The following is a 26,980-nucleotide window of genomic DNA, read 5'->3' on the forward strand; positions in this document are numbered from 1 at the left end:
TAAGCAAATTGTACCTTGATAACTAAATATTTATTTATTTTCTTCTTGACATCTTACAGCAGGTCTTTCTGTAATTAGGAAAGCTTCAAATTAAGCCTTCGTTTTTCCAAAGGTCGGTGGCAAAAAGTCGGAATTAAATTTTTTCAAGAAAAACTGATTGCTGTATTAACTTCTCACCCGCCTTTTATATTTCCAACCTAACTTTATTAAAAACTTTTTATACATAGACGTACATTATATCAGTATAAAGCCTATAAGCAAATTAAACAATACATGGTGGATGTTTACAAATAAAAAAGCTTTTTCAAGAAAGAAAGTTACTTTTAAAGACACAAAAATAGTGTTACGGATTACGTAACACTTATTATCAATTATTTAAATTTTATCTAGGTTCCACTATTAACTTAATCGCAGTACGTTCTTCATTATCGATCATAATATCTGTAAAGGCTGGAATACAAATTAAATCAACTCCACTCGGTGCTACAAATCCTCTGGCAATGGCTACTGCTTTAACGGCCTGGTTTAATGCACCTGCGCCGATTGCTTGAATTTCCGCTGAGCCACGTTCTCGTAAGACGTTCGCAAGTGCGCCTGCTACTGAATTTGGACTTGATTTTGCTGACACTTTTAATATATCCATTACTAGTACCTCCTTCATTTGCTATTGTAGTTCTAATGCTACTATATTCTTGGAGATGATAGCTTATTACCTTATTATGCAGGAATGATTCTAAAAATTCAAATAGTCTATGTGAGAATGGTAATGAACAGAGTATTGCTACACATTGATAAAGCTTTATAATGTTGCAGTCTATTACCCAAAAAACGGATGGTCATCATTTATCAAAATTCGCTCTACTTTTGATGCGGATCCATCTTTTTCATTAATAGTTACTAAGAAGCCATTTAATTGTGTTCTTCCCTTTTTATCAACTTCAAAACGTACTGGCAAATTAGTTAGAAACTTTTTCAATACAGCGTCCTTATCGGTTCCTAAAATTGCATCATAGGGACCTGTCATTCCTGCATCCGTAATATATGCTGTTCCCTTTGGCAAAATTCTTTCATCAGCTGTTTGTGTATGTGTGTGTGTTCCAACTACTGCACTTACCCTTCCATCGACATACCAGCCCATCGCCTGTTTTTCACTGGTTGCCTCAGCATGGAAATCAAGAAAAATCAAATTTGTACGTTGTTTAGCTTTATTAATCATCTCATCTGCTTTACGAAATGGGTCATCAAGAGCAGGCAGGAAAGTTCGCCCTTGCATATTAATAACCGCTACTTCTATTCCATTTAAATTATAGTAAACAATTCCTTTTCCTGGGGTGCCCTCCGGAAAGTTTGCGGGGCGAACCATATATTTGGCGTCGTTAATAAACTCAAATATATCTTTCTTATCCCATGTATGGTTTCCCATTGTAATAACTTGAGCACCCCACTCCAAAAACTGCTTATAAATTTTTTCTGTAATCCCCTTACCTGATGCCGCATTTTCACCGTTTATTATTGTCATATGCGGGCGATATTTTTCTTTCAATTTTGGTAAGTATTCCTTGACCATATCACGTCCTGGTGAACCCACTACATCACCGATAAATAATATTTTCATCTTCAAAATCATCCTATCTATTAAAGTATCATAAGTGTTTCATAATGAAATATGTATTGTCAATTTTATTCCAAAAAATAAAAGCGGCCAACTTGACCGCTTTTATTTAGCATATTCAACTGCTCTTGTTTCTCGAATAACCGTTACTTTTATATGTCCTGGATAATCCAGTTCACCTTCAATTCGTTTGCGTATATCGCGTGCAATTCGAACCGATTCAATGTCGTCGATCTCATCAGGTTTAACTATAATGCGTATTTCACGTCCGGCTTGGATTGCAAACGACTTCTCAACACCAGTAAATGATTCAGATATTTCTTCAAGCTTCTCTAAACGCTTAATATAATTCTCAAGTGTCTCACTTCTAGCCCCAGGTCTAGCGGCAGATAGTGCATCCGCAGCAGCTACAAGGATCGCAATGATTGATGTTGGTTCCTCGTCACCATGGTGGGAAGCAATTGAATTAATAACAACTTCATGTTCCTTATACTTCATTGCAAGTTCTTTGCCAATTTCTACGTGACTGCCTTCTACTTCATGGTCAATAGCTTTTCCAATATCATGCAAAAGACCCGCTCTTCTTGCAAGTGTTACATCTTCACCTAATTCAGCAGCAAGCAGCCCTGATAGGAATGCCACTTCTGTGGAATGCTTTAACACATTTTGACCATAGCTTGTACGATATTTTAGACGACCGAGTATCTTCACAAGGTCTGGATGTAGACCATGTACACCAACTTCAAACGTTGTTTCCTCTCCAACTTCTCGTATATATTCGTCTACTTCACGTCTGGCTTTATCCACCATTTCTTCAATTCTCGCAGGGTGAATTCTGCCATCCTGAACAAGTTTTTCCAATGCCATACGAGCGGTTTCTCTTCTGATCGGATCAAAACCGGATAAAATTACGGCCTCTGGTGTATCATCGATAATCAAATCAATACCAGTCAACGTTTCTAATGTACGTATATTACGACCTTCACGTCCGATGATTCGGCCTTTCATTTCATCATTTGGAAGGTTTACAACAGATACAGTTGTTTCAGCAACGTGGTCCGCAGCACAGCGCTGTAACGCTAGGGAAAGAATGTTTTTCGCTTTTTTATCAGCTTCTTCTTTCGCACGATTCTCAGCTTCTTTGATCATTAACGCTGACTCATGTGTAACCTCTTGTTCGATGCGTTCTAAAATTACCTGTCTTGCTTGGTCAGTAGTATATCCCGAAATGCGTTCAAGCTCCGTTTGCTGCTCTTGGATCATAGCTTCCACTTTGCTTTCCATTTCTTCAATTTGTTGTTGTTTTTCTGTTAGCGATTGTTCCTTTCTTTCTAATAAAAGTTCTCGCTTGTCCAGTGTTTCACTTTTTCTGTCCAGATTCTCTTCTTTTTGCATTAGACGATTTTCTTGTTTTTGCAATTCATTTCGTCTCTCACGCAGATCCTGTTCCATCTGCTGGCGAAGTGTATGATTCTCCTCTTTCGCCTCAAGAAGTGCCTCTTTCTTAGCGGCATCTGCATTCCGATGAGCCTCATCTACTATTTGCTTAGCTAACTTTTCTGCACTGGAAATTTTAGCTTCAGCTATAGATTTACGAATCAGATAACCAACAACAATACCGACGATTAGGGTAAGCAAAATGGAGATGATTAAGGTAATGTCCACGATTTCACCTCCTATTGCTATAAAGTTGTACAATTCATTATTGTCGGCATGTACAAAAATCAAATAGTAATAAATGACAAAAATTGTATAATAAAAATTATAAAATTATACATATTAATTTTAATTGCCATTTTAGCCAATGTCAAGGAAACGTCACAATTTAAAAAGACTATTTCGAATAAATTCCTTTTAAACCGCAGGAACATAATACCAAATTATTAATTAGTATTTGTCTATATCCATTCTATCCAAAAAGTCATGAAAAAGACAAAAAACCTTTGCAAATTTAATTGTCTGCAAAGGTTTTATAAAAATTATTTATACATCCAGTGTTTCCTGTTGTTCTTCACCGACAGCTTCGTCAGTTTCGTCTAAATTATAATGCTTGCGGATAGCATCATGTATTTCCGCCATAATATCTTCATTTTCCTTCAAAAATTGTTTTGCATTTTCCCTGCCTTGACCTAGTCTTTCTTCATTATAAGAATACCAGGCACCACTTTTTAAAACGATATCCAGGTCTGAACCGATATCAAGTATTTCACCTTCTTTTGAAATACCTTCCCCATACATAATATCAACCTCAGCTTGCTTAAATGGAGGAGCAACTTTATTTTTAACTACTTTTATCCTTGCTTTATTCCCTACCATATCATTACCTTGTTTAAGTGTTTCTGCACGACGAACCTCTAGTCTAACAGATGAATAGAATTTAAGTGCACGGCCACCTGGTGTAGTTTCCGGATTACCGAACATAACACCGACTTTTTCACGAATTTGGTTAATAAAAATGGCGGTTGTTTTGGATTTATTAATCGCCCCAGATAGCTTTCTTAATGCCTGTGACATTAAGCGGGCCTGTAACCCCACGTGAGCGTCTCCCATTTCTCCCTCAATTTCCGCTTTCGGAACCAAGGCTGCTACAGAATCTACCACGATAATGTCAACCGCACCACTCCGCACAAGTGCTTCAGCGATTTCCAGTGCCTGTTCACCTGTATCTGGCTGTGATAAGAGCAATTCATCGATATTTACACCCAAAGCACGAGCATAATTAGGGTCCAGTGCATGTTCAGCATCGATAAACGCTGCTTGTCCGCCTTTTCGCTGTGCTTCAGCTATTGCATGTAACGCTACAGTCGTTTTACCCGATGATTCAGGACCATAAATTTCAACTACGCGCCCGCGTGGATAACCACCAATGCCTAATGCAACATCCAATGCTAAAGAACCACTTGGAATCGTTGCAATTTTTTGTCCCTCCTGGTCACCTAACTTCATAATTGAGCCTTTACCAAATTGTTTTTCTATTTGTCTTAATGCCATATCTAAAGCCTGTTTTTTATCACTCAACGAGCTTACCTCCTTTAATTATCTAGTTATATCATACCTTGTTTTTAATTATTTGCCAAGAAAAAATCGAATAAATGTTCTCGTTTTTGTGTAACTTATTTTCTATAAAACTAGAAATTCATTATAAGTTCACAATCCAAAATAGAATTTCCTGCAAAAACTTAATGGGAACAATGCTATTTTACGTATTTTAGCAAAAGTTCATATCCTTTTTGTACCGCCTTATTCCTAATCGTTTGCCTTTCTCCATGAAATATAAACTTCTTAACATAATCACGATTTTGATTAATTGAAACTGCAATATATACTGTTCCAGGAGGTTTTCCTTCTGTTGCATCAGGACCCGCCACACCCGTAAAACTAATTCCAATATCCGATCCTAATAATTTTCGGACATTAACGGCCATTTCTAATGCACATTCCTCACTAACTGTTCCCTGATTCATAATTGTTTCAGAAGCTACTTTTAAGACGTTCTCCTTAACTTTTGAATCATAGCAAACAATTCCACCTGTACAAACAGATGATGCTCCATTATTTGCAATGAGCTTATCTGTAAACATTCCACCTGTAATGCTTTCTGCTGCAGCAATTGTCAGGTTTTTTTCCTTTAATAGTCCGAAAACTTTCCCCTCTAGATTTTGTTCATCAAAACCAAAGAAATAGGTACCCACTTTTTCAAAGATTTGATTTTGTGTACGTTCTATTAAATCTTGCGCTTTTTCCATTGTATCTGCTTTGGCAGTTAGACGAATAGCTACTCCCTGCTCCTGTGCAAGTGGTGCAATAGTTGGATTTGTCTGGTGCTTAATAATCGTGCTTAATTCATGTTCCAGGGTAGCTTCACCGATTCCGATAAATTTAAGCATTGTTGACTTAATAACTTTACTATCCCCAGTCATTTTTCCTAAATAGGGCAGTACACCGTTTGTAACCATTGATTTCATCTCTTTAGGAACGCCAGGAAGAAAAATCCATGTCTTATTATCGAAGGATACAACCATTCCCGGGGCCATTCCAACATTGTTTTCAATCACATGGGCACCAGCAAAAACACGTGCCTGCTTTTTATTGTTCGGTGTCATTCCACGATTTTGTTTTTTGAAATAAGTTTCAATTTTATTCATCGATTCCTTATGTTCAACCATCTCTACGTTAGAAATGTTTTGAAACGCCTCTCTTGTAAGATCATCATCGGTTGGACCAAGTCCGCCTGTTACGATAATAATATCGGATCGTTTAGCGGATTGATTGAACTGATCTTGTACTCGAAGCAAATTATCACCGACAACAGTATGATAATAAACATCAATTCCATGCATAGCTAATTGCTGTGAGATCCATTTTGCATTCGTATTAGCAATTTGACCAAGCAATAATTCTGTTCCTACTGCAATAATTTCTGATTTTAGTTGCGTCATTATTTAGAATCCCTCATTACATTCCAGTTTTTAACAAAATAATCATATCCGGAAAGAATAGTGAAAAATAATGCAATATAAAGCATAATTGCTGCAAATGGAAAATTTACATACGAAAACGGGAAATTATGCAATAGCAATGCAGCAATTGCAACGATTTGTGTAACTGTTTTTAATTTGCCCATTTTGCTTGCAGCGAGCACAATTCCCTCACCAGCTGCCACAAGGCGCAGCCCCGTTACAGCAAATTCCCGGCTGATAATAATTATTACAACCCATGCAGGTGCTAAACCCATCTCAACTAATAAAATTAGCGCAGCTGACACAAGCAGTTTGTCTGCCAGTGGATCAAGAAATTTTCCTAAATTTGTAACCAAATTGTGTTTTCTCGCGTAATAACCATCAATCCAGTCAGTTGCAGATGCGATGATAAATAGCAAAGCAGCTGCAAAATGGGAAATCGGTAATTCGTTCTCACCGATTTGCCAGTCGCCCCAATTGAACGGAACACTTAGCAGCACGATGAAAATTGGAATAAGAAAAATTCGTGATAGTGTAATTCTATTTGGTATGTTCATAACGTTTCCTCCTGTATTTACGATATAAAACCCTTCCACAGTGGATTGAAGGGGAAGGGTTTTAGGTTACTATGACTACTGTTCTGGTGTCTGATTAATATTGATCCAAATATATTGGGAGACTATTTCCGGATTAACAGGATATTCCAGCTCGACACCATTTATTGTGATATCCAATTCAGGTGCTCTCCCAACGTTGAAGCGCACACGCTCCTCATCTGATATATCGATTTCAAGCGGAGAATTTTCAGAAGTAACCATGCCTGAATAGTAGGATTTTCCATCTTCATTTGTAACATCCAACCATGATTCTCCATCAGATTCAAAAGTTACCTTTACTTGCTCACCTGCATTTTCTAAAGAAAGTGTTGATTCAGGACGATTACCCGTACCTTCCTCTACAACAGTTAATTTAGGTTCTGGGTTTTCTGTATCATCCTCGCCCTGTTCGGTTCCATCTGATTGCTCATCATCTGTAGTATCGTCTGTTGCAGATTCTTCATTGTTTGTACTGTCCTTTGATTGTTGATCTTTTTCATCAGGATTATAAATAATTTCATTGTCATCCGGTTGTTCTACAGGTTCTTCACTGCCATTTGATAGTGTTTTTTGATAGAAAAGCCAAGCGGCAAAAATAATACCAATAACCAATAATACAACAATGATGGTTGGGATAATTGAAAAAATCGCAGAACCCTTCGCTGGATTATTTTCTTTTCTTGAACGTTGGATTCGTGTATATTGTTCAGAATCATTTTCTTCCGTTTTTGGAATCTCTTCTTTATATTCTTCGAGAAGATCATTAGGATCCAACCCAACTGCTGTAGCATATTCTTTTATAAATGCCCTTGCATAAAATTTACCGGGCAGAATGTTAAAATTGCCTTCTTCAATTGCAATTAAATACCTTTTTTGTATTTTAGTTGTTTCCTGTAGGCTTTCTAAAGATATATCCTTTGCAACTCTTGCCTCTTTCAGTCTTGCACCTATTTCCATAAATAACACCATCCATTTTAAAAATCAAACGCCGAAAAGCCGCTATCTTGGTTAAATCGCTGTTCTGCAATTGGTTCGTAAGTGATTTCTTCATTTTCATTGCTGCGGAGCTCTATAATATAGTCAAAATCATCTAATTCATACTCGGTCGATTGAACAAACATATCTGGATGTTCGACAACTTTAATTGCTGGCAATTGCATAATTTCCCGAATTAATTGCCAATGTTTTTCATTGGCTCTCTGTGTCGATACAATTCCATCAATTATGTACAGATTATCACTATCGTATTCATCTTGAATTAATTGACTTCGGATGGTTTGCTTTAATAATGTACTTGATACAAACAACCAACGCTTATTAGCACACACGCTTGCTGCAACAATCGATTCTGTCTTACCCACACGCGGCATTCCGCGTATTCCAATTAATTTATGGCCTTCCTTTTTATATAATTCTGCCATAAAGTCTACAAGTAAACCTAGTTCATTACGGACAAAGCGAAACGTTTTTCGATCATCAACATCACTGTTAATGTATCTTCCGTGTCGTACAGCCAATTTATCGCGTAATTTAGGTTTCCTTATTTTCGTAATTTTAATTGTATCCATTGTCTGTAATATAGATTTTAACCTAGTAATTTGTTCATCATGATTGGAAAGAAGCAGCATGCCCCGTCTCGAATTCTCAACTCCATTTATCGAAATGATATTAATGGATAACATGCCTAGTAATGAAGAGATGTCACCCAATAATCCAGGTCGGTTATATTGGATTTCATATTCAAGATACCACTCTGTTTTCTCCATAATACGCTCCTTATAAGTTGCCATAATAATTTTAACTGTCGAATTAATTTTAAACTCTCTCTCTATATAATATATGATTTTCGGTTCAGTGAAAAGGAGATTATTCATATAAATAGTTATTCCAAGAAAAATATGCTAAATTAACTATTCATTACTATTTACACATAATTATATTCATACAATTATTGAAATTACCGCGATTCATATTCGCAACTCGCGCTTTAAATGGTTTTCTGCAGACAAATAAAAATAAAGAAGCTGATAAATATGACAGCTTCTTTACTAAACCGTTAATTTGTTTTTCCTTGCACAAGTTTAACCATAGAATTCGCAATTGCGTGTCTTTCGTCCTCGGAAGCTGCATTCCATAACTCCCTTAATATTGCTTCCTCATTATTTTTTGCATCCGTATGTTTGGAGAGATAATCGCCAACTTCATATGCCATATTTGAAATAGTCTGCTGACTCATACCTTCTTGCTGTGCCTGCTGCAGTCTATTAGCTAAAAAATCTTTCCAAGTATCGAAATTATCCAACACTGACATGATATAGCCTCCTCCTTTATTTTGTCATGTATAGTATTTGATTATCAAACAGGTTTATACATGTAAAAGAAGAATTTACCATCCACCATTTATCCTAATTATCTCTCCTTGTATATAGTTTGACTGATCATCCAATAGAAAACGTACTGTATGCGCAACCTCAGCTGGCAGTCCTGCACGATTCATTGGTATCTCATTTAAAACTGCCTCACGTTCCAAATCCGTTATATTGTCATTCATTTTTGTATCAATAAATCCTGGGCTGACTGCATTAACTGATATACCGCTTGGTGCAACCTCTTTTGCCAAAGCTTTTACAAAACTGTTTTGCGCACCCTTAACAGACGAATAAATAACCTCATGACTTGCCCCTACTTCGCCCCATATAGAGGTTATAAAGATAATATTGCCTGACTTATTTCGGATAAGCTGCGGCAATAAACTTCGGGTAATAACCCATGGTGCTTTTACATGTAATGCAAGCATCTCCTCCATATCCATTATGTTTGTTTGTTGAAATAAACCATATAAGGCATTTCCACCGGCAAAAATAATTGAATCTACAGGCAACACAAGCTTTTCAAGTAGTAAATTCACGCCATGTTCTGTACGCAAATCTGCTTTAAGCTCCATTAAGATACGCTCTTCAGTTAACCTTTCCCTTAAGGTGTCGATTGCCTTTTTATTTGAATGATAATGCAGCAGCAAATGATACCCATCAGCAGCTAATCGCTCAGCAATTGCTGCTCCAATATCTCCGCTTGCTCCAATTATAAGTACGTTTTGCCCCATTTTATCCCCTTATTCTGCTACGATTTTACAAACTGAAAGCCGCTCCTCTTCAATCCAGTTACGGAGAAAAGTATTTGCCTGCTCTAGTGTTAACGATTGTATTGCTGGTATCAGTTCAAATACTTCAATCCCAACAGTTTGATAATGGATAAATTTATTTGAGATAAATTCAAGTGAATTCATTGCCCTCAATAGCTGGCCAATTTTCTTTTTCTTCATACGTTCGAATTCATTGTTAGTAAGTTCCGCACGATTCGTACTAAGGAGCATTTCCATTATTCTGCTTGTGAATTCTTCTGGTTTTGAAGTATTCCCTCCAATTAGTGAGTATCCAAAGTTTTTCTCCAAATTTGTCTCAAAATAAAAACTGGCATCAATAAGCTGTTCGTCATATAATGCTTGATAAAATGATCCACCTTTTGAAAAGTAATGATCCAATACCATATTTTGGAATAGGTCCTTACATAAAAATTCTTCTCCACTCAATTTCTCAGACGACTCCTTAATTCCGATCGTACATTTAGGAATGGATACAGGCATAATAATTTTATTTTCTTTCATTGCCACTTCTTTTGGTTCATCCGGAAATTCACGTTTAATTTCATCCATTTTTGCAAAATTCTTTTTTGCTTGGTTCTCTTTTATTAATTTCATCATGTTGTCTGGATCAAAATTTCCCGCAATAAACAACGTCATATTTTCGGGATGGTAAAAAGTATTATAACAGGTATACAAATCATCTTTTGTAATCGAATGAATTGATTCTACAGTCCCTGCAATGTCAATCATAACCGGGTGTTTTTTAAACATACTTTTAATTGTTCCCATGAATGCCTGCCAATCAGGCTGATCATTATACATCGTAATTTCTTGTGCAATAATGCCTTTTTCCTTCTCTACCGATTGTTCTGAAAAATACGGATCTTGAACAAAATCAATTAACGTTTCAACATTTTTTTCAATATGATTTGTCGCTGTAAATAAATAGGCTGTTTTTGTAAAAGAGGTAAAGGCATTTGCTTGAGCACCTTGTTTTCCAAAATCGGCAAACACATCCCTGTCTTCTTTTTCAAACAACTTATGTTCCAAGAAATGGGCAACACCTTCTGGGACGGTAATTTGTTCATTTTCAGCTATTGGAACAAAAGTTTGATCAATGGATCCATAATTTGTTGAAAAGATACCATACGTTTTGGACATTTCCGGTTTTGGCAGCAAATATACGGTTAATCCGTTATCAAAGCGCTCAGAAAAAACCGTTTCATCAATATCAGCATATGGTTGTTTAATCATTGGAATTACCCCCGTCGTTTGTCAATAGGTATACAGTGTCTTGGTCAATCTTATCGGCAATAGCAATTACGTCCTCTTTTGTTACTTGTTTAATATTCATAATTAGTTGTTCTGGTGAAAGTTTCTTATTACCGACTACCTGCTGATATAACAATTCAATTAATCCTTGCGGGTGGTCCATAGTGTCTAACAATTGATTAACTATTAATTCTTTCGTTTCATTCATCGTATCCTCGGTGAATTCACCATTCTTCATGGAAGCCATTTGAAGCTCGATAATTTCTTTCGCCTTTTCATAATCTTTTGGAGCAATACCACTAAAAACAAGTAATAATCCTTTATGGCTTTCAATTCGTGATGCGGCGTAATATGCCAGACTATTCTTTTCACGAACGTTTATAAATAATTTCGAACTTGGGAACCCGCCAAATATACCATTGAAAACCTGTAATGCAAAGTAACCATCATCCTGATAGGTACAATTTGTACGATATCCTAAATGCAGTTTTGCTTGCTGTATAGATTGTTTTTCCATTATAACTTTAGGTTCATCCTGTTTTTTTGATAAATTATCTTCCTGGATAGAAGAAACGCTAGCTTCATCACGTCGTAAATGATTGATAATTTTCTGTTTCATCGTCTCACTTTCAAAATCGCCCAATACATAAAGGTCCAATTGATCTTCGTTTATTAGAGTTTGATAATAGGTGAATAAATTGTTCGGGGTTATGGAAGAAAGATCCTCTTCATATCCATGAACATGTAAACTATATGCTTCACCTTCGCACATTTCATCAATCAATCGCATATTTGCATAACTCATTTTGTCATCCTGTATTGCACTGATTTTTTGCTTAAGTGTTTCTTTTTCACGACCAACAACAGACTCTGCAAAAGCACCGTTCTTTGTATTTGGCTGAAAAATTATTTCATTTAATAATTCCAGCGCTTCTTCAAATAATGGGGACTGATCAGCTATAAACTTGTGATTTGCTACTTCTAAACGAATCGTAATGATGTGGTTATTTCCTTTTTTGGCACCGCTTATTGATAACACTGCCCCATAAAGTTCATCTAATTTCACTTGTAATTCCGTACTGCTAGGATATGATTTTGTACCTTGTTGCAATATATAAGGAAGCAATGCTCTTTTTGTTATTGTTTCACGTTGTAACGATGCTTTTAATTTAGCTACAATATTAATGGTTTTATATTTTTTTGATGGTACAATATGTATATTAATACCATTACTATTCAAGACCTCTTCCGTAACTTTGTTCATACCGTTTCCTCCATTACTATGTATTTAAATCAAATAACCTTTCCTTACTATTTCAATTTTGATCATATCTATTCCTTTTATTATAAGCTATTTTGGGAGAAATTAAAAAACTGACTTGAAAGTATTAATAATCAAGTCAGTTTACATACATTATCTGCTGCCTTTAATATATGGAACACCATTCGCTTTAGGTGCTTCTGAACGTCCTACAAATCCTGCTAATGCAAGGATAGTCAATACATATGGGGCGATTAGCAAGAATACTTGCGGCACGTCCTCCAAGAATGGAACACCTGCACTAATAACACTTAAGCTCTGTGCAAAACCAAAGAATAATGCTGCCCCCATCGCTCCGAGCGGATGCCATTTACCGAATATTACTGCAGCTAACGACATAAAACCCTGTCCTACGATTGTTGCATGTGAAAAATTAAGTGCGATAGTCAATGCAAATACTGATCCACCTAAGCCGCCCAGCGCACCAGATATGATGACCGCTATATAACGCATTTTGTATACATTAATACCATTCGTATCTGCTGCTGCCGGATGTTCACCAACTGCCCGTAACCGTAATCCGAATGGTGTTTTATAGAGTATATACCATGCAACAAATGCCAATACAATTGCTAAATATGAAGTCAGATAGATATCTTGAAAGAATATATCACCAATTACCGGGACTTTGCTCAATAATGGTATATCTGTAGTATAAAATGGTTTCGTAACCATATCGGTTTGCCCTTTGTCATACCATTGCTTCGTCAGGAAAACACCTAAGCCAAGTGCCAGAAAGTTGATTGCAACACCACTGACAACTTGATCCGCCCTGAAAGATACAGACGCGACTGCATGAATAATTGAAAAAATAGCAGAAACAATCATCGCAACAATTATTGATATCCATGGTGTCCATGCACCAAATACATCAGCAAATGTTAAATTAAATACGATGCCAACAAATGCCCCCATCACCATTAATCCCTCTAAACCAATATTAACAACACCAGACCGTTCACTGAATACCCCGCCTAACGCTGTAAAAATAAGAGGTGCTGAAAAGAAAAGTGCTGGTGGAATGATTGATTGTAATATATCTATCATTTATTTCCCCTCCTTTTTAAAGCGAAGTAAAATCCATCTAATAATATAACTTGATGCAACAAAGAAAATAATTAATGCAATAATAATATCAACAAGTTCAGTTGGTACCTCTGCACCTGTTGGCATATTGATTGCTCCTACTTTTAATACACCAAACAATATAGCTGCCAGCACAACACCAAAGGCAGTATTTGCTCCTAATAATGCTACCGCGATCCCATCAAATCCTAAGTTGGTAAATCCGGACATGACAGAAATTGAACCATACGTTCCCAATCCTTCCATCGCACCAGCTAAACCAGCAAATGCACCAGCAATTGCCATTGATAGAATAATATTTTTACTAACCTTCATTCCTGCATATTTAGAAGCGTGCTGATTGAACCCAACTGCTTTTAGCTCATATCCAATCGTTGTACGCTGCATAATAAACCACATGACCACAGCAGCAAACAATGCTATTAATATTCCATAGTGCATACGAGAAAAATAGGTTAAACCTTGCAGCCATTCTGAAGCTAATGATGCAGAAGGCGGGATAATATCAGTTGAATCCATATTATCTGTCAGTACACTTCGAATGATTTCATTTGTACAATATAATGCAATATAATTCATCATGATTGTTACAATAACTTCATGCACACCTAGCCTAGCCTTTAAAATACCAGGTACAAATCCCCAGATTGCCCCCGCAGCTGCAGCAGCTATAATAGCTAAAGGCAGGTGGATTATCATTGGTGCATCTACAGCAAGACCGACCCATACCGCCGCAAGCCAACCTACTATAACTTGTCCTTCTGCACCAATGTTAAATAAACCAGATCTAAATGCGAATGCCACTGCAAGACCTGTTAAAATGTATGGTGTTATTTGTCTAACGGTTTCTCCCATGAAATATAAATCGCCAAATGCTCCATTCCATAACGCCGTATATCCAGCGATTGGGTTATATCCTGAAACGAGCATAATGATCGCACCAGCAATTAAACCTAGTAAAACAGAAATAATTGGTACAAGTATATTGAACAATTTATTTGATGCCATTCCTATCACCTGCCTCAGTCTTATTACTACCTGCCATGAGAAGTCCCAATTCCTGTTCGTTTGTTTCTTCCGGCTTCACTTTTGCAACAATCTTTCCGTCAAACATAACAGCAATTGTATCACTTACATCGATAATTTCATCTAACTCAAACGAAATTAATAGAACTGCTTTTCCCTTATCGCGTTCTTCAATTAATTTTTTATGAATAAATTCTATCGCTCCAACATCTAATCCTCTAGTTGGTTGTGCAGCAATTAACAGGTCCGGTGAACGATCAACTTCACGGCCAATAATTGCTTTTTGCTGATTACCGCCAGAAAGAGCACGGGCCTTTGTATATTCACTAGGTGTACGAACATCATATTCCTTAATTAATTTATTCGCCTTTTTATAAATTTCCTTATAATTCAAAACTGTTCCCTTTGAAAAAGGCTTTTGATAATATGTCTGCAAAACCATGTTCTCACCTATTGGATAATCCAGAACAAGTCCATATTTATGACGATCCTGCGGTATATGTCCAACACCGCTTTCAGTGACTTTACGCGGTTTCATATTCGTTATATCTTTATTATTAAGCATAATTGTTCCGGATTCAGTTTTGCGAAGGCCAGTAATTGCCTCAATAAGTTCCGTTTGACCATTTCCATCAATACCTGCTATTCCAACAATTTCACCGGCACGCAGTTCAAGATTAAGACCTTTAACTAAATCTACCTTTCTAGTATCTTTAACAAATAAATCATTAATTTTTAATACTGTCTCTTTCGGATTTGCCTCAGTCTTTTCTGTTTTAAAGCTAATCTCACGACCAACCATCAATGAGGCAAGTTCGGTGACATTTGTATTCTTGACATCTAATGTTTTGATTCCTTTACCCTTTCGTATGACGGTACAACGGTCACACACTTCCATAATCTCTTTTAGCTTATGTGTAATTAATATAATGGATTTGCCTTCCTTTATTAATGAACGCATAATCTCTATTAAATCTTTAATTTCTTGTGGAGTAAGCACGGCAGTTGGTTCATCAAAAATCAGCACATCAGCACCGCGATATAGCGTTTTCAAAATTTCAACACGCTGCTGCATGCCTACTGAAATATCACTGATTTTCGCTGTGGGATCTACCTTCAAGCCATAGCGGTCTGAAAGTTCCTGAATTTCTTGTTCCGCTTTTTTAATATCAATTTTTCCGCTTTTCTTTTTCGGTTCATTGCCCAAAATAATGTTTTGTGTAACTGTGAAAGGTTCTACTAGCATAAAATGCTGATGAACCATACCTATTCCCAAATCATTCGCAATGTTTGGATTGGTAATATTTACTTTTTTTCCTTTAACTTTAATTTCACCTTTTTCCGGCTGGTACAAACCAAACAGTACATTCATTAAAGTTGACTTTCCAGCACCATTCTCTCCTAATAATGCATGTATTTCACCTTTTTGCACTTGTACGGTTATATTATCGTTTGCAACTATGCCCGGAAATTCTTTACGTATATTAAGCATTTCAATTACGTAGTCCACTACTGTTCACCCCTCTTAATAAATATTACTGGCACAAAAAAACCACCAAATGAAAAGGCCGGAAATAAGTTATACTTTTCATTTAAAGATTTTCCTGATTAATTAGGTTGAAAAAGGCTGGTTAATCCAGCCCTTTTCAAATAATTACAATGCTTCAATAAATGCTTTTAGTTCATCACGAGTTTTCGGTACTTCAACCTCGCCATTTACTATTTTTTCTTTCCATTCTTCTACGGCTTTAACAATATCATCAGTCATAGCTTCTTCGTTTGTCATCGCTACACTTACAGCATCATCTTCTAATCCGTATTCCAGAACTTCACCGCCAGGAAATTCACCATTCATTGATTTGTTAGCAAGGTCTTGAACTGCGATATCTACACGTTTAACCATTGAAGTTAACGTGACATTGTAATCATCAATCTGTCCCTCTTCATATTGGTCACGGTCAACACCAATTACCCATACATCTTTATCAGGGTTGTTTTGTTTGATGTCTTTAGCTTGTGCGAATACACCATTTCCTGTTGCACCTGAAGCATGATATATTACGTCAATTCCATTGTTATACATGTTTGAAGCAATTAGTTTTCCTTTGTCAGCTGCTCCAAAAGATTCAGCATATTGTACTTCCACTTCAATATCGGGATTTACCGATTTCACACCAGCTCTAAAACCAGCTTCGAATTTATTAATTAATGGCGAATCAACGCCCCCTACAAATCCAACCTTATTAGACTGTGTTTTCTTTGCAGCTGCCACACCAACTAAGAATGACCCTTGGTGTTCTTTAAATGTAATACTTGCAACGTTTGGCTGTTCAACAACATCATCAACAATTGCAAAATGTGTATCTGGATATTGTTTTGCAACTTTTGTAATATCTTCTTTTAGTTTAAAACCAATACCAAAAATCAGATTGTATTTTTGTTTTACAAGACGTGTCAAGTTGGGCATATATTGTGATTTGTCATCAGATTGTGCGTAATCAAAACCATTTCCTTTTGTTAGGCTATGCTCTTCACCCCATGCTTGCAGGCCTTCCCATGCAGATTGGTTAAATGACTTATCATCAACACCACCGACATCAGTAACCATCGCAGCACTAAAGTCTGATGAAGCTTCTTCTCCGCTAGCATCGTCTCCTGAATTTTCTTTCTCATTGCTGCTTTCATCACCTGAATTACCGCAAGCAGCCAATACCATTCCCAGGCTTAATAGTAATGCAAATAGTAATAAAAATTTACGATTCTTCAATCAAAAAACCCCCTATTTTTAAATTGTATAAATTAGAAAAATGACCTTACCCAAGCAGTTCGTTAGTCCATGACCACCTCCCTAAATGTTTCTATAAATCTCTTGAAAATTCATTCACATTGACATGTAAAAATTGAAATCCCTTACATACGTTTGCGTAAAACGTGGAAGCTAAACATATCGGATCTGAAATAATTTGCCGAATATAAGACAGGTTCATCCCCCGAGGTATAATGCATTTGTTTAAGCAATAATAATGATTGCTCGGGTTCGCAGCCTAAAATGTCATAAATTCGGTCATGATAGCTTATTGGTTCAATAAATGTAACAGCATAAGCAATTCGTTTTCCGGTATGATTTTCCATTAACTGAAATAATGAATCTTCCTTATGTACATGTTCTAATGGGATTAATCCTTCTGGAACCTTATCAATGCAAAACACTACCGGCTCATTGTTTGCAGTACGAACACGCTCAATCTTTGCCAGCGTTTTAATTCCTTTTGGCGAAAATCTCTTGCGGTCTTCCTCTGTCGGTTCAATAAATTCTGTTGACAGATATTCAGATCCAGGTGTTTTTCCAGATTGTTTGATCATATTTGTTACACTGTTCAGTTGTTCAATACCTGAAGAAAATATCGGTTTTGGATTAACAAACGTTCCAACACCATGTCGTCTCGTTACAACATTCTCTTCTTCTAGAATTCTTAGTGCTTCCCGTAATGTCGCACGTGATACCCCCAATTGCTTGGACAATTGAAATTCAGAAGGAAGCTTTTGCTTTTCTTTGTAGATACCGCTTTCAATATCACGCTTAATTTCATCAATGACTTGTAAATATAAATGACGTGAATCTAATTTGATCGACATGATGCCCTCCTACAGGTAAAAATAAAATATACTATAAAAGCCTTAGGTTAAGCTAATTTTCTAAATAATCGAGCAAGAGATCTGACATCTGACGTATGACTGTAATGTCCGAAATAAATATATCATTTTTATGAAAGGAAATAAACCGTTATAGGACAAATTTCTCAAAAAAATTATAAATTCTCTTAAATTGTGAGCAAATATATATATAATAACATAGAAAAAGACAGCATCCATCTATAGGAAGACACTGTCTGTGAATTTGCTAGTATTGGAAATAATTAAGAAGTTTTCTCCTCGGATTGGGAAATCAAAACCGTTCTAGGTTTACTTCCCTCATAAGGACCGACTACCCCTCTGTCTTCCATTGCATCGATTAACCTGGCTGCCCGTGTATATCCAATACGGAACCTTCTTTGGAGCATGGATACACTTGCACTCTGCATTTCAGTAATTAGCTGAACTGCATCGTCGTATAATTCATCATCAACTTCTGATACTGCTTCTGCTGTATCCTCGGGGATCATCTCTTCCTGATAGCTTGCTTTTTGCTGGTCAATACAATGATCGACAACTCTTTCCACTTCTTCATCTGATAGAAATGCACCTTGAACCCTTGTTGGTTTTGAAGCACCAACAGGCATAAACAGCATATCGCCTCGTCCAAGTAATTTCTCAGCACCGCCCGAATCCAAAATGGTTCTGGAATCCGTTTGAGATGATACACTAAATGCTATGCGTGATGGAATATTCGCTTTGATCACCCCTGTAATAACATCTACAGATGGACGCTGTGTTGCGATTATCAAATGAATCCCTGCCGCCCTTGCCATTTGAGCAAGTCTTGTTATTGAATCTTCTACATCGTTTGATGCAACCATCATTAAATCAGCTAATTCGTCTACTAAAACAACGACATATGGCAGATTGGGCTGTTGATCTTCAGCAGTAAGATTATATTTTCTTATATATTCATTATAGCCTTCAATATTTCTCGTCCCAGTATCCGAAAAGAGGTCATAGCGCCGCTCCATTTCAGCTACTACTTTTTTCAGTGCTCTTGATGCTTTTTTAGGATCGGTTACAACAGGAGCCAGCAGATGAGGAATGCCGTTATACACATTCAGCTCAACTTTCTTCGGATCAATCATCATCATTTTCACTTCATGTGGCTTAGCACGCATCAATATCGTTGTAATAATACCGTTGACACAGACACTCTTTCCGCTGCCAGTTGCACCAGCGATCAATATATGGGGCATCTTATTTAATTCAGCAACTACGGCATCACCCGAAATATCTCTTCCTAATGCGAATAGTAGTTTAGAAGTTTGTTTCATCGATGTATCAAGCACCTCACGCAGCGATACCATTGCCACTTCCTGATTAGGAACTTCAATTCCAACCGCTGACTTGCCTGGAATTGGTGCTTCGATACGAATATCCTTTGCAGCTAACGCAAGGGCTAAATCATCGTGCAAACTAACTATTTTACTTACCTTAACACCCGCCTCTGGGTATACTTCATATTTCGTTACAGCTGGTCCAACATGAACTTTTGTCACTCTTGCTTTTACACCGAAACTGTTAAATGTCCTTTCCAGCTTACGTACTGTTGCCTGAATATGTGATTTTTCATGCTGCTGTGAATTATATGCTGGCTCAGCTAGTAAACTAGGTGAAGGCAGTTCATATTCATAATTCTCAGTTTCCGTCATTGGCATTGAATTTGCGATGTCCACCTCATCGGTTTCATCATCAACTTGATTCGTATCTTCTGATTTCAGATCATCATGTTTCGGGTTCTCAAACGAATATGCCACATCGGTAAAATCCTGTATAACTGGTTCATCCTGTGCAATCTCATCATCTGCTGATTTTGTTTCTAATGTATCAAGATCATCCGATATAGCTTTCTTTTCACGTAAATTTTTGAATTTGCTTTTATATTTTTTCAGTATTTCTGTTATTTTTTTCGTGATTTTTGAGAAAAAGTCACCAATGGAAAAATCAGTCATAAAAATAATACCTATTAAAATCGAAAATACAGCAACAATCTTTGCACCCACTGCAGAAAACAGGTAGTAACAAAAGGCAAATAAAATGGCACCAATTAGACCACCGCCAGTTTGCATGGCAGTACCCTGACCATTTATATAGGAGAAAAAGTTATCCCAGGTTGCTTTAAGAATCGATGTGTCTTCAGTTAAAAGCAATAGACGTTCAAATGTTTGAATATGTGTTAATAGTAAACTTCCTGATAGAATAATATAGAATCCGATCATTTTTTTGTGTGCAAAGTCCGGATAACGCCTTTTTACCATAAGTATAACCCCGGTTATCAGCAAAAAGATTGATGCAATAAAATACCAGATTCCCAAAAAGAAACGAAAAATATTTTCAAGTCCATTCGGGATTGCTCCTTCACTGATTGCTCCAGCACCACTGCCAAAAATAGCTAGAAAAATAAATAGTAAGCCTAGTAATTCATATTTAACTTGTTTTTTTAGTTGTTTTTTTCTTTTCTTTCTTTTTTTTGCCACACTTTTTCACCTCTATTAAACGAAATAGATGAATTTTGAATTTAGAAACCCCTGCCAATTTACTGGCAAGGGTTACGTCTCTAAACAAAAACTTCCATAATTATTATATCATAGATTAGCTTGTGTTAAAGTGAAACTTAATTATTACCTTTTCATGAAAAAGTTTAACGAATTTTGGTGCCTGGTGTATACTTTTCATCTAAAAAATCCTGTGGATCAGTTGATAATAATTGCAGCAGCGAATAAGTTCCATCCTTTCCTTCCTCTACAAACAACATCTTCCCCTGGTAATTAACACAGTGCCTGTTAGAAAATTCATTCTGGGAGTGTGGAAATATATCTGTTTCAGATAAAGGTGTATAAAGAATCATTGAATCACCTGACCTTCTTTTTCTTTATTTTCATTAATTAATTCATTTATTTTTTTCATAGCGTCCGTAACTCCGCCAACTTCATCAATCAAACCATATTCAACGGCATCAGCACCTACAACATTTGTTCCAATATCCCTTGTCAGGTTTCCCTTTTCAAACATCAATTCTTTAAATTTCTCTTCTTTAATATTGGAATGGTGTGTTACAAAATTAATCACACGGTCCTGCATTTTATCCAGGTATTCAAATGTTTGCGGAACACCAATAACTAAACCGGTTAACCTTATTGGATGGATGGTCATTGTTGCTGTTGGAACAATAAATGAGTAATCGGTTGATACGGCAATTGGAACTCCAATGGAATGTCCCCCGCCTAAAACAATGGAAACTGTCGGTTTTGATATCGAAGCAATCATTTCCGATAAAGCAAGACCAGCCTCGACATCTCCACCAACTGTGTTAAGCAAAATAACAAGACCCTCTATTTTGTTGTTTTGTTCAATTGCGATTAGTTGTGGAAGCAGATGTTCATACTTTGTTGTTTTGTTTTGTGGAGGCAATTGCACATGCCCCTCTACCTGTCCTATTATGGAGAGGACATGAATATTTGAATCTGGTGCCTGGGGAACATTCGATTGGCCCAACTGCTGTATTTTTTGTACCAGTGATGATGGGTTTGACTGTTCATCCTGATTTTGATCCTCTTTTTTTGTTTTATCTTCATTCATTATAGGACACACTCCTTTTTTAATCTCTCTATTTATAGTATGAACGAAAACAATGTGTTGCATGCATGACAATAATGTACGTGCAAAGTCTGGACGTGCAGACTGCCATGATACGAGTGATTTAGTGTGAACCACCAAAAGTGTGTGTAAATCAGTGGTTTTTTACTAAAGGAAACCAAAGGGTCGAGAAGTGATGCAATCGTTCAGGATGAGGAAGGTAGTTCATGGTTTTACTGATAGTGCTGGACAAGGTTACTATTTTTTTAAAATTACACACTGGAAAGAAATATTTTAATTTTTTATGTAAGGCAAGTAATTTATGCGGTTTCAAAAGAAAAGCAGACCGAAAATCACTCGGTCTACCCATCAACTAATTCTTTAATTTCATTTTCTTCATCTTTTGTAAGAGCAACTAATGGTAAACGTAAACCTCCCGTTGCAATTCCTTTTATATGAAGTGCTGCCTTTACGGGTGCCGGTGACGGAAACTTAAATAGTCCCTTCATAACCGGTAAAAGTCTGCGATGAAGGGCAGCAGCTTCTTTTACATCTCCTGCCCAAAATGCTTGAACCATTTCCTGCATTTCCTTTCCAATAATGTGGGATGCTACAGACACGATTCCAGCTGCACCAATTGACAACATTGGAAGTGTCATCCCATCATCACCAGAATATACGGTAAAATTACTAGATGTTTTTTGAATTATTTCTGCAACTTGATCCAAATCCCCGCTAGCTTCTTTTACGGCAACCATATTATGGATCTTGCTTAAATTTATAATTGTTTCAGCACACATTTTTACAGCAGATCTTCCTGGTATATTATACAGCATTATCGGAAGCGTTGTTTCTTTCGCTATTGCCGCAAAATGCTCATATAGTCCGCGTTGGTTTGGTTTATTATAATATGGCGTAACTAGCATTATAGCGTCCACACCACATTTTTCTGCTTCTTTTGTTAATGTGATCGTCGAGACAGTGTTATTAGTACCTGTTCCAGCAATAACAGGTACTCGCTTATTTACCACTTTAACAACGTGTTTAAATAAGGAAATTTTTTCTTCGGTTGTTAATGCAGGTGACTCACCTGTAGTTCCGGCCACTACTAATCCCTCTGTCCCATTGTTAAGCAAGTATTCAATTAAAATTTCAGTTTGTTTATAATCAATATTCCCTTGGTCATCAAACGGTGTAACCATTGCTGTTAGCACATTACCAAAGTTCATGTTGATCCCCTTTCATTCTTAGGTGCAATGAACGTGCTAAATTTTTTCCATTATACTTAAATCGAAAGCATCATGAAGGGCATTTACTGCTTTTTTCAGATCTTTCTCATAGATTAATACCCAAATCGTAGTATGGCTATCGGCGGATTGAAGAATTTGTACTCCACAAGCGGTTAATGATTGAACAATTTTAGATGCGACTCCCGGAATTCCAGTCATCCCCGCTCCAACTGCAGATACTTTTGCACATTTTTCGGTTATCTCCGGATGAAATCCTATATTTTTCAATATGTTGACGGCTTTTTCGGTAAACACATCTGGAACTGTATAGATAACTCCTGTCGGTGAAATATTGATAAAATCAACCGAAATTCCCGCTTCTGCCATGGCTTTGAATACTTCGTGCAGCCTATGTGCCTCCGCCTTTGTGTGAACCCTAATTTGAGTAATAGATGACATATGCGCTATTCCGGTAATCAGTCTATCCGCTACATCCATTCCAACCTCCTGCATTTTGGATGTTGTTACGAGTGTACCTTGATCCTCTGAATAAGTAGATCTGACCCTAATAGGAATTTTTGCCTGCATAGCAATTTCGACTGCCCTCGGGTGAATAACTTTAGCTCCTTGGTAAGCTAAGTTGCATATTTCTGTGTATGTTACTATATCTAAGGGACGAGCAGTTTTTACAACCCGCGGGTCCGCTGTCATAATTCCAGCAACATCAGTGAATATTTCAATTCGTTCTGCATGTAAGGCAGCACCCAAAGCAGAAGCAGTTGTATCACTCCCGCCCCGGCCAATTGTAGTTATCTCGCCAGTTTCTGTTTGACCTTGAAAACCAGCTACAACAACTACATCATGCTCATTAAATTCCTGTTGTATTCTTCTTTGATTGACTACTTTAATTTTGGCTTGATTATAATCCCCGGTTGTAACAATACCAGCATGTGCACCTGTTATTGCTGTTGCAGCAATATGCTGCTTGCGTAACTCATTTGATAATACAACTGATGCTATCGTTTCTCCGCAAGACATCAATAAATCCAGTTCCCGTTTGGAATTGTGGCATTCAGGATAGCCAACCAAATCCAATAATGTATCAGTAGCATATGGATCAGGTTTTCTTCCTAATGCAGATACTACGACAACTAGTTTATAGTTTTTCTGTAAAGCAAGTTTTATATGTTTTATAACATGGTTCCGATTTTCTTCTGATTGTACAGAAGTTCCTCCAAATTTTTGAATTAAAATCTGCATTGTTACACCTCTGCCTTAATATCTGAAACACCTTTTTTAAAGCCAATCGTTTTCAATTAAACGTTCGGCAATCTGTACCGTATTCCACGCAGCTCCCTTCAATAAATTATCGGAAACAATCCACAAATGGAATCCATTTGGGTTGTCAATATCCTTTCGTACCCTGCCGACAAATACTTCTTCTTTATTTGCGGCACTTAAAGGCGTTGGGTATGTTTGGGTGCTTGGATCGTCTTCAAGCACGATACCCTCAGCATTCGTCAATACACCCCATAAATCCTTAACATCAACATTATCCCTCTCTAATTCTACATATACGCTTTCCGCATGTGATGTGAAAAAAGGTAATCTTACACATGTTGCTGCTATTGCTAATTCTTTAGAATGCATAATTTTTTTCGTTTCATTAATCATTTTCATTTCTTCAAACGTATATCCATTATCTTGGAAGACATCAATTTGCGGTAGAGCATTAAATGCAATCGGATAGTGTTTTTTATCCCCTTTAACAGGCAGCAGCTCTGCTGTTAAATCCTGATTATCCAAAAATTGCTTTACTTGGTTTTCCAATTCTTTACATGCCTGATTCCCGGCACCGGAAACAGCCTGATAGGTGGATACAATAATCCGTGATAAACCAAAGGCTTTTTGGAGCGGCTTTAACGCAGCAACCATTTGAATAGTAGAACAATTAGGATTAGCAATAATTCCGTTATGTGCTTTAATGTCTGATTCATTTACCTCAGGGACTACAAGTGGAACATTTTCATCCATACGGTATGCACTGGTGTTATCGATGACTACTGCCCCATGCTCCACTGCCTTTGGAGCTAAAGCTTTGGAAACGGACCCTCCCGCTGAGAATAATGCTATGTCTATCCCAGCAAAACTTTCAGCTGTGGCCTTTTCCACTATAATTTCTTTATTATTGAAAAGGAGTTTTTTACCCGCTGACCGTTCTGAAGATAAAAGCTTCAATGTATTTACCGGAAACTTTTTAGCTTCTAAAATTTGAACGATTTTTTGGCCAACTGCACCTGTTGCACCTACTACTGCTATATTATATGCTGTTTTCTTTGTCATTGATATGACTCCCTTCCCTAGTTTGCAATATTTATAAAATTAATAATTAGTGTATCATATATTAGTCCTTAAACGGAACAATAACTGGTTGAATTTGTTTGTTTTCCAAAGCAGATTCTACCGTATCAAGCAAGTGATCCATTTTTGCAACTAAAGAGTTAGGTTTCTTAAAAGGATCATCCTGTCCGTATGGAATAAAATAAATAAATTTGCTTGCCATTAGCCGCATTAAATTTACACCGTTTAAACCAAGGGCATCATTAGTGGAAATTCCTAAAACTACTGGGCTTTGATTCCGCATTGTCGCTTTTGCGGCCATCAAAACTGGAGAATCCGTTAAAGCGTTAGCAAGTTTACTCATCGAATTCCCTGTTAACGGGGCTATCACCATACAATCTAAAGGATATTTAGGCCCTAATGGTTCTGCTTCCGGCATTGTAGAAATAACACGTTTCCCAGTAATCGTTTCTATTTTTTTGATATGATCCTCTGCCTTGCCAAATTTTGTATCAATATTTTTTACAGTGTACGTAACAATCGGAACTACGTCTGCCTTTGCATCTACCAAGCGCTGAAGCTCTGGAAAAACTTGATCATACGTACAATGTGATCCCGTTAACCCAAATCCAATTCGCTTCCCTTCAAGATTCATTCTGCATTCTCCTTTTCATCTAATAAAAATTGCTTTATAACATCTGCAAGTATTTTTCCAGATGTCTTTGGTGCAACAATTCCGGGCAGACTACGTGCAAGGATTGCTTTTATACCACGTCGGTCCGCATAATCAAAATCAGTTCCTCCAGGTTTTGAAGCTAAATCAATTATCAAAGCATGTGATGGGAGCTGCTGAATAGACTTTTCTGTTATAACACGTGCTGGAATAGTATTAATTAATAAATCACAATTATTTGTATGGTCATGTAAATTATCTAAAGGTATTGCGGTTAAACCCATTTCTGTAATTCTTGCTAAATCCCTTATACTTCTTGCGCAAACAGAAACTTTTGCTCCCAGTGCAGAAAATTTATTCGCCACTGTATTCCCAACCCTGCCGAATCCTGCGACAATTACCCGTGATGAGTGGATGGTATAATCCGTATGTTCAATGGCCATCATAATTGTTCCCTCTGCTGTTGGAATCGAATTATAAATTGCAACATCATCGCGATCAAACAATGGAATTAATGAAAGATTCATTTTACTCGTTACAGAGGTTAAGTAATCACTTGTTATACCAGTAAAAATAAGTGTTGATTTTTTTAATTTGCCAAACCATTCCTTTTCCATTTTAATATGCTGATCTGAAAAAACAGTTTTAACAATACCATTTTGATCAGTTCCTGTTATCGGGAATACTACTGCGTCTAATTTTTCTGGCTCCAACTCATTGAAATCGACTTGTTTTAATCCTGTAAATCCTTGCTCTAATTTATCAAATCCTACTAAAAAAATTGTTGTATTAGGAAGTTCTTTTAGCTGTCTTATTAACTCTAAATATCGTCCATCACCGCCTAATACAGCTATTAATCGACTCATTATAGTAAAACACCCCTCACCAAATTGATACACACTTATGAACATCTGTTTTAAAGTCATTTCTTTATAGCTTATGTGT

25 protein-coding genes are annotated in these 26,980 nt (G+C 36.8%); all 25 read right to left on the bottom strand.

What is annotated here, in order from left to right; translation table 11 throughout:
* Nucleotides 1-382: 382 nt before the first annotated feature.
* The 25 genes from spoVS to dpaA all read right to left on the bottom strand — a co-directional run bounded on the left by spoVS (nucleotide 383) and on the right by dpaA (nucleotide 26,901).
* The gene (spoVS, locus tag IEV74_RS05265) at nucleotides 383-643 is read right to left on the bottom strand and encodes a stage V sporulation protein SpoVS (RefSeq protein WP_099158171.1); all 261 of its coding nucleotides are present in this window, start codon (nucleotides 641-643) and stop codon (nucleotides 383-385) included.
* Nucleotides 644-817: 174 nt separating this feature from the next.
* A complete protein-coding gene (gene ymdB, locus IEV74_RS05270) occupies nucleotides 818-1,615 on the bottom strand; it encodes a 2',3'-cyclic-nucleotide 2'-phosphodiesterase (RefSeq protein ID WP_188454319.1) in 798 nt (265 codons plus the stop codon).
* A 102-nt stretch (nucleotides 1,616-1,717) separates the two neighbouring features.
* On the bottom strand, nucleotides 1,718-3,277 hold the full coding sequence (rny, locus tag IEV74_RS05275) for a ribonuclease Y (RefSeq protein WP_188454320.1): 1,560 nt from the start codon (nucleotides 3,275-3,277) through the stop codon (nucleotides 1,718-1,720).
* A gap of 318 nt (nucleotides 3,278-3,595) precedes the next feature.
* A complete protein-coding gene (gene recA, locus IEV74_RS05280; protein ID WP_188454321.1) occupies nucleotides 3,596-4,630 on the bottom strand; it encodes a recombinase RecA in 1,035 nt (344 codons plus the stop codon).
* A gap of 176 nt (nucleotides 4,631-4,806) precedes the next feature.
* Nucleotides 4,807-6,051 carry a competence/damage-inducible protein A gene (locus IEV74_RS05285; protein ID WP_188454322.1) on the bottom strand — a complete coding sequence of 415 codons (1,245 nt, stop codon included), beginning with the start codon at nucleotides 6,049-6,051 and terminating at the stop codon, nucleotides 4,807-4,809.
* Nucleotides 6,051-6,629, bottom strand: a complete 579-nt coding sequence (gene pgsA, locus IEV74_RS05290; RefSeq protein WP_188454323.1) for a CDP-diacylglycerol--glycerol-3-phosphate 3-phosphatidyltransferase — start codon at nucleotides 6,627-6,629, stop codon at nucleotides 6,051-6,053. The genes IEV74_RS05285 and pgsA overlap by 1 nt, the downstream gene beginning before the upstream one ends.
* Before the next feature lie 75 nt (nucleotides 6,630-6,704).
* Nucleotides 6,705-7,625: a helix-turn-helix domain-containing protein gene (locus IEV74_RS05295; RefSeq protein ID WP_188454324.1), complete on the bottom strand. Its 921-nt coding sequence runs from the start codon at nucleotides 7,623-7,625 to the stop codon at nucleotides 6,705-6,707.
* 17 nt (nucleotides 7,626-7,642) lie between these two features.
* Nucleotides 7,643-8,434: a DUF3388 domain-containing protein gene (locus IEV74_RS05300; RefSeq protein WP_188454325.1), complete on the bottom strand. Its 792-nt coding sequence runs from the start codon at nucleotides 8,432-8,434 to the stop codon at nucleotides 7,643-7,645.
* Nucleotides 8,435-8,724: 290 nt separating this feature from the next.
* Nucleotides 8,725-8,979 (bottom strand): DUF3243 domain-containing protein, encoded by a 255-nt coding sequence (locus IEV74_RS05305; protein WP_188454326.1) that lies wholly within the window; start codon nucleotides 8,977-8,979, stop codon nucleotides 8,725-8,727.
* 75 nt (nucleotides 8,980-9,054) lie between these two features.
* The gene (ymfI, locus tag IEV74_RS05310; RefSeq protein ID WP_188454327.1) at nucleotides 9,055-9,771 is read right to left on the bottom strand and encodes an elongation factor P 5-aminopentanone reductase; all 717 of its coding nucleotides are present in this window, start codon (nucleotides 9,769-9,771) and stop codon (nucleotides 9,055-9,057) included.
* A 9-nt stretch (nucleotides 9,772-9,780) separates the two neighbouring features.
* Nucleotides 9,781-11,064 carry an EF-P 5-aminopentanol modification-associated protein YfmH gene (gene yfmH / locus IEV74_RS05315; protein WP_188454328.1) on the bottom strand — a complete coding sequence of 428 codons (1,284 nt, stop codon included), beginning with the start codon at nucleotides 11,062-11,064 and terminating at the stop codon, nucleotides 9,781-9,783.
* Nucleotides 11,057-12,346, bottom strand: a complete 1,290-nt coding sequence (yfmF, locus tag IEV74_RS05320) for an EF-P 5-aminopentanol modification-associated protein YfmF (protein WP_188454329.1) — start codon at nucleotides 12,344-12,346, stop codon at nucleotides 11,057-11,059. The genes yfmH and yfmF overlap by 8 nt, the downstream gene beginning before the upstream one ends.
* A 150-nt stretch (nucleotides 12,347-12,496) precedes the next feature.
* Nucleotides 12,497-13,450, bottom strand: coding sequence for an ABC transporter permease (locus IEV74_RS05325; RefSeq protein WP_188454330.1), 954 nt, complete (start codon nucleotides 13,448-13,450; stop codon nucleotides 12,497-12,499).
* Complete coding sequence (locus IEV74_RS05330; RefSeq protein WP_188454331.1) at nucleotides 13,451-14,497, bottom strand: ABC transporter permease; 1,047 nt, start codon at nucleotides 14,495-14,497, stop codon at nucleotides 13,451-13,453.
* Nucleotides 14,484-16,025 (bottom strand): ABC transporter ATP-binding protein, encoded by a 1,542-nt coding sequence (gene nupO / locus IEV74_RS05335; protein WP_188454332.1) that lies wholly within the window; start codon nucleotides 16,023-16,025, stop codon nucleotides 14,484-14,486. The genes IEV74_RS05330 and nupO overlap by 14 nt, the downstream gene beginning before the upstream one ends.
* A gap of 144 nt (nucleotides 16,026-16,169) precedes the next feature.
* Nucleotides 16,170-17,282 (bottom strand): BMP family lipoprotein, encoded by a 1,113-nt coding sequence (locus tag IEV74_RS05340; RefSeq protein WP_308418975.1) that lies wholly within the window; start codon nucleotides 17,280-17,282, stop codon nucleotides 16,170-16,172.
* Between the two features lie 143 nt (nucleotides 17,283-17,425).
* Nucleotides 17,426-18,151: a GntR family transcriptional regulator gene (locus tag IEV74_RS05345; protein WP_188454333.1), complete on the bottom strand. Its 726-nt coding sequence runs from the start codon at nucleotides 18,149-18,151 to the stop codon at nucleotides 17,426-17,428.
* 281 nt (nucleotides 18,152-18,432) lie between these two features.
* A complete protein-coding gene (locus IEV74_RS05350; RefSeq protein ID WP_188454334.1) occupies nucleotides 18,433-20,694 on the bottom strand; it encodes an FtsK/SpoIIIE family DNA translocase in 2,262 nt (753 codons plus the stop codon).
* A gap of 164 nt (nucleotides 20,695-20,858) precedes the next feature.
* Nucleotides 20,859-21,065, bottom strand: a complete 207-nt coding sequence (locus tag IEV74_RS05355) for a YlzJ-like family protein (RefSeq protein WP_188454335.1) — start codon at nucleotides 21,063-21,065, stop codon at nucleotides 20,859-20,861.
* A complete protein-coding gene (locus tag IEV74_RS05360) occupies nucleotides 21,062-21,796 on the bottom strand; it encodes a ClpP family protease (protein ID WP_188454336.1) in 735 nt (244 codons plus the stop codon). Before IEV74_RS05360 ends, IEV74_RS05355 begins: the two co-directional genes overlap by 4 nt.
* A 359-nt stretch (nucleotides 21,797-22,155) precedes the next feature.
* Entirely contained in the window at nucleotides 22,156-23,022 is an 867-nt protein-coding gene (gene dapA, locus IEV74_RS05365; RefSeq protein ID WP_188454337.1) for a 4-hydroxy-tetrahydrodipicolinate synthase, read from the bottom strand.
* 36 nt (nucleotides 23,023-23,058) lie between these two features.
* Entirely contained in the window at nucleotides 23,059-24,282 is a 1,224-nt protein-coding gene (gene dapG / locus IEV74_RS05370; RefSeq protein ID WP_188454338.1) for an aspartate kinase, read from the bottom strand.
* Nucleotides 24,283-24,318: 36 nt separating this feature from the next.
* Nucleotides 24,319-25,365, bottom strand: coding sequence for an aspartate-semialdehyde dehydrogenase (gene asd / locus IEV74_RS05375; protein WP_188454339.1), 1,047 nt, complete (start codon nucleotides 25,363-25,365; stop codon nucleotides 24,319-24,321).
* A 61-nt stretch (nucleotides 25,366-25,426) separates the two neighbouring features.
* Nucleotides 25,427-26,017, bottom strand: coding sequence for a dipicolinate synthase subunit B (dpaB, locus tag IEV74_RS05380; protein WP_188454340.1), 591 nt, complete (start codon nucleotides 26,015-26,017; stop codon nucleotides 25,427-25,429).
* Nucleotides 26,014-26,901: a dipicolinic acid synthetase subunit A gene (gene dpaA, locus IEV74_RS05385; protein WP_188454341.1), complete on the bottom strand. Its 888-nt coding sequence runs from the start codon at nucleotides 26,899-26,901 to the stop codon at nucleotides 26,014-26,016. Before dpaA ends, dpaB begins: the two co-directional genes overlap by 4 nt.
* Between the last annotated feature and the right edge of the window lie 79 nt (nucleotides 26,902-26,980).

The organism is Virgibacillus oceani (assembly GCF_014638995.1).
Taxonomy (GTDB): domain Bacteria; phylum Bacillota; class Bacilli; order Bacillales; family Amphibacillaceae; genus Virgibacillus_E; species Virgibacillus_E oceani.

Bases quoted from the DNA above. Each gene is read 5' to 3' on its own strand.
- dpaB (WP_188454340.1), bottom strand. From the start codon at position 26,017: ATGAATCTTGAAGGGAAGCGAATTGGATTTGGGTTAACGGGATCACAT.
- dpaA (WP_188454341.1), bottom strand. From the start codon at position 26,901: ATGAGTCGATTAATAGCTGTATTAGGCGGTGATGGACGATATTTAGAG.
- ymdB (WP_188454319.1), bottom strand. From the start codon at position 1,615: ATGAAAATATTATTTATCGGTGATGTAGTGGGTTCACCAGGACGTGAT.
- yfmH (WP_188454328.1), bottom strand. From the start codon at position 11,064: ATGATTAAACAACCATATGCTGATATTGATGAAACGGTTTTTTCTGAG.
- IEV74_RS05345 (WP_188454333.1), bottom strand. From the start codon at position 18,151: ATGTCGATCAAATTAGATTCACGTCATTTATATTTACAAGTCATTGAT.
- IEV74_RS05325 (WP_188454330.1), bottom strand. From the start codon at position 13,450: ATGATAGATATATTACAATCAATCATTCCACCAGCACTTTTCTTTTCA.
- IEV74_RS05285 (WP_188454322.1), bottom strand. From the start codon at position 6,051: ATGACGCAACTAAAATCAGAAATTATTGCAGTAGGAACAGAATTATTG.
- IEV74_RS05330 (WP_188454331.1), bottom strand. From the start codon at position 14,497: ATGGCATCAAATAAATTGTTCAATATACTTGTACCAATTATTTCTGTT.
- spoVS (WP_099158171.1), bottom strand. From the start codon at position 643: ATGGATATATTAAAAGTGTCAGCAAAATCAAGTCCAAATTCAGTAGCA.
- dapG (WP_188454338.1), bottom strand. From the start codon at position 24,282: ATGCAGATTTTAATTCAAAAATTTGGAGGAACTTCTGTACAATCAGAA.
- IEV74_RS05305 (WP_188454326.1), bottom strand. From the start codon at position 8,979: ATGTCAGTGTTGGATAATTTCGATACTTGGAAAGATTTTTTAGCTAAT.
- IEV74_RS05355 (WP_188454335.1), bottom strand. From the start codon at position 21,065: ATGATTCTTTATACACCTTTATCTGAAACAGATATATTTCCACACTCC.
- yfmF (WP_188454329.1), bottom strand. From the start codon at position 12,346: ATGAACAAAGTTACGGAAGAGGTCTTGAATAGTAATGGTATTAATATA.
- asd (WP_188454339.1), bottom strand. From the start codon at position 25,365: ATGACAAAGAAAACAGCATATAATATAGCAGTAGTAGGTGCAACAGGT.
- pgsA (WP_188454323.1), bottom strand. From the start codon at position 6,629: ATGAACATACCAAATAGAATTACACTATCACGAATTTTTCTTATTCCA.
- IEV74_RS05300 (WP_188454325.1), bottom strand. From the start codon at position 8,434: ATGGAGAAAACAGAGTGGTATCTTGAATATGAAATCCAATATAACCGA.
- IEV74_RS05295 (WP_188454324.1), bottom strand. From the start codon at position 7,625: ATGGAAATAGGTGCAAGACTGAAAGAGGCAAGAGTTGCAAAGGATATA.
- IEV74_RS05360 (WP_188454336.1), bottom strand. From the start codon at position 21,796: ATGAATGAAGATAAAACAAAAAAAGAGGATCAAAATCAGGATGAACAG.
- dapA (WP_188454337.1), bottom strand. From the start codon at position 23,022: ATGAACTTTGGTAATGTGCTAACAGCAATGGTTACACCGTTTGATGAC.
- ymfI (WP_188454327.1), bottom strand. From the start codon at position 9,771: ATGGGGCAAAACGTACTTATAATTGGAGCAAGCGGAGATATTGGAGCA.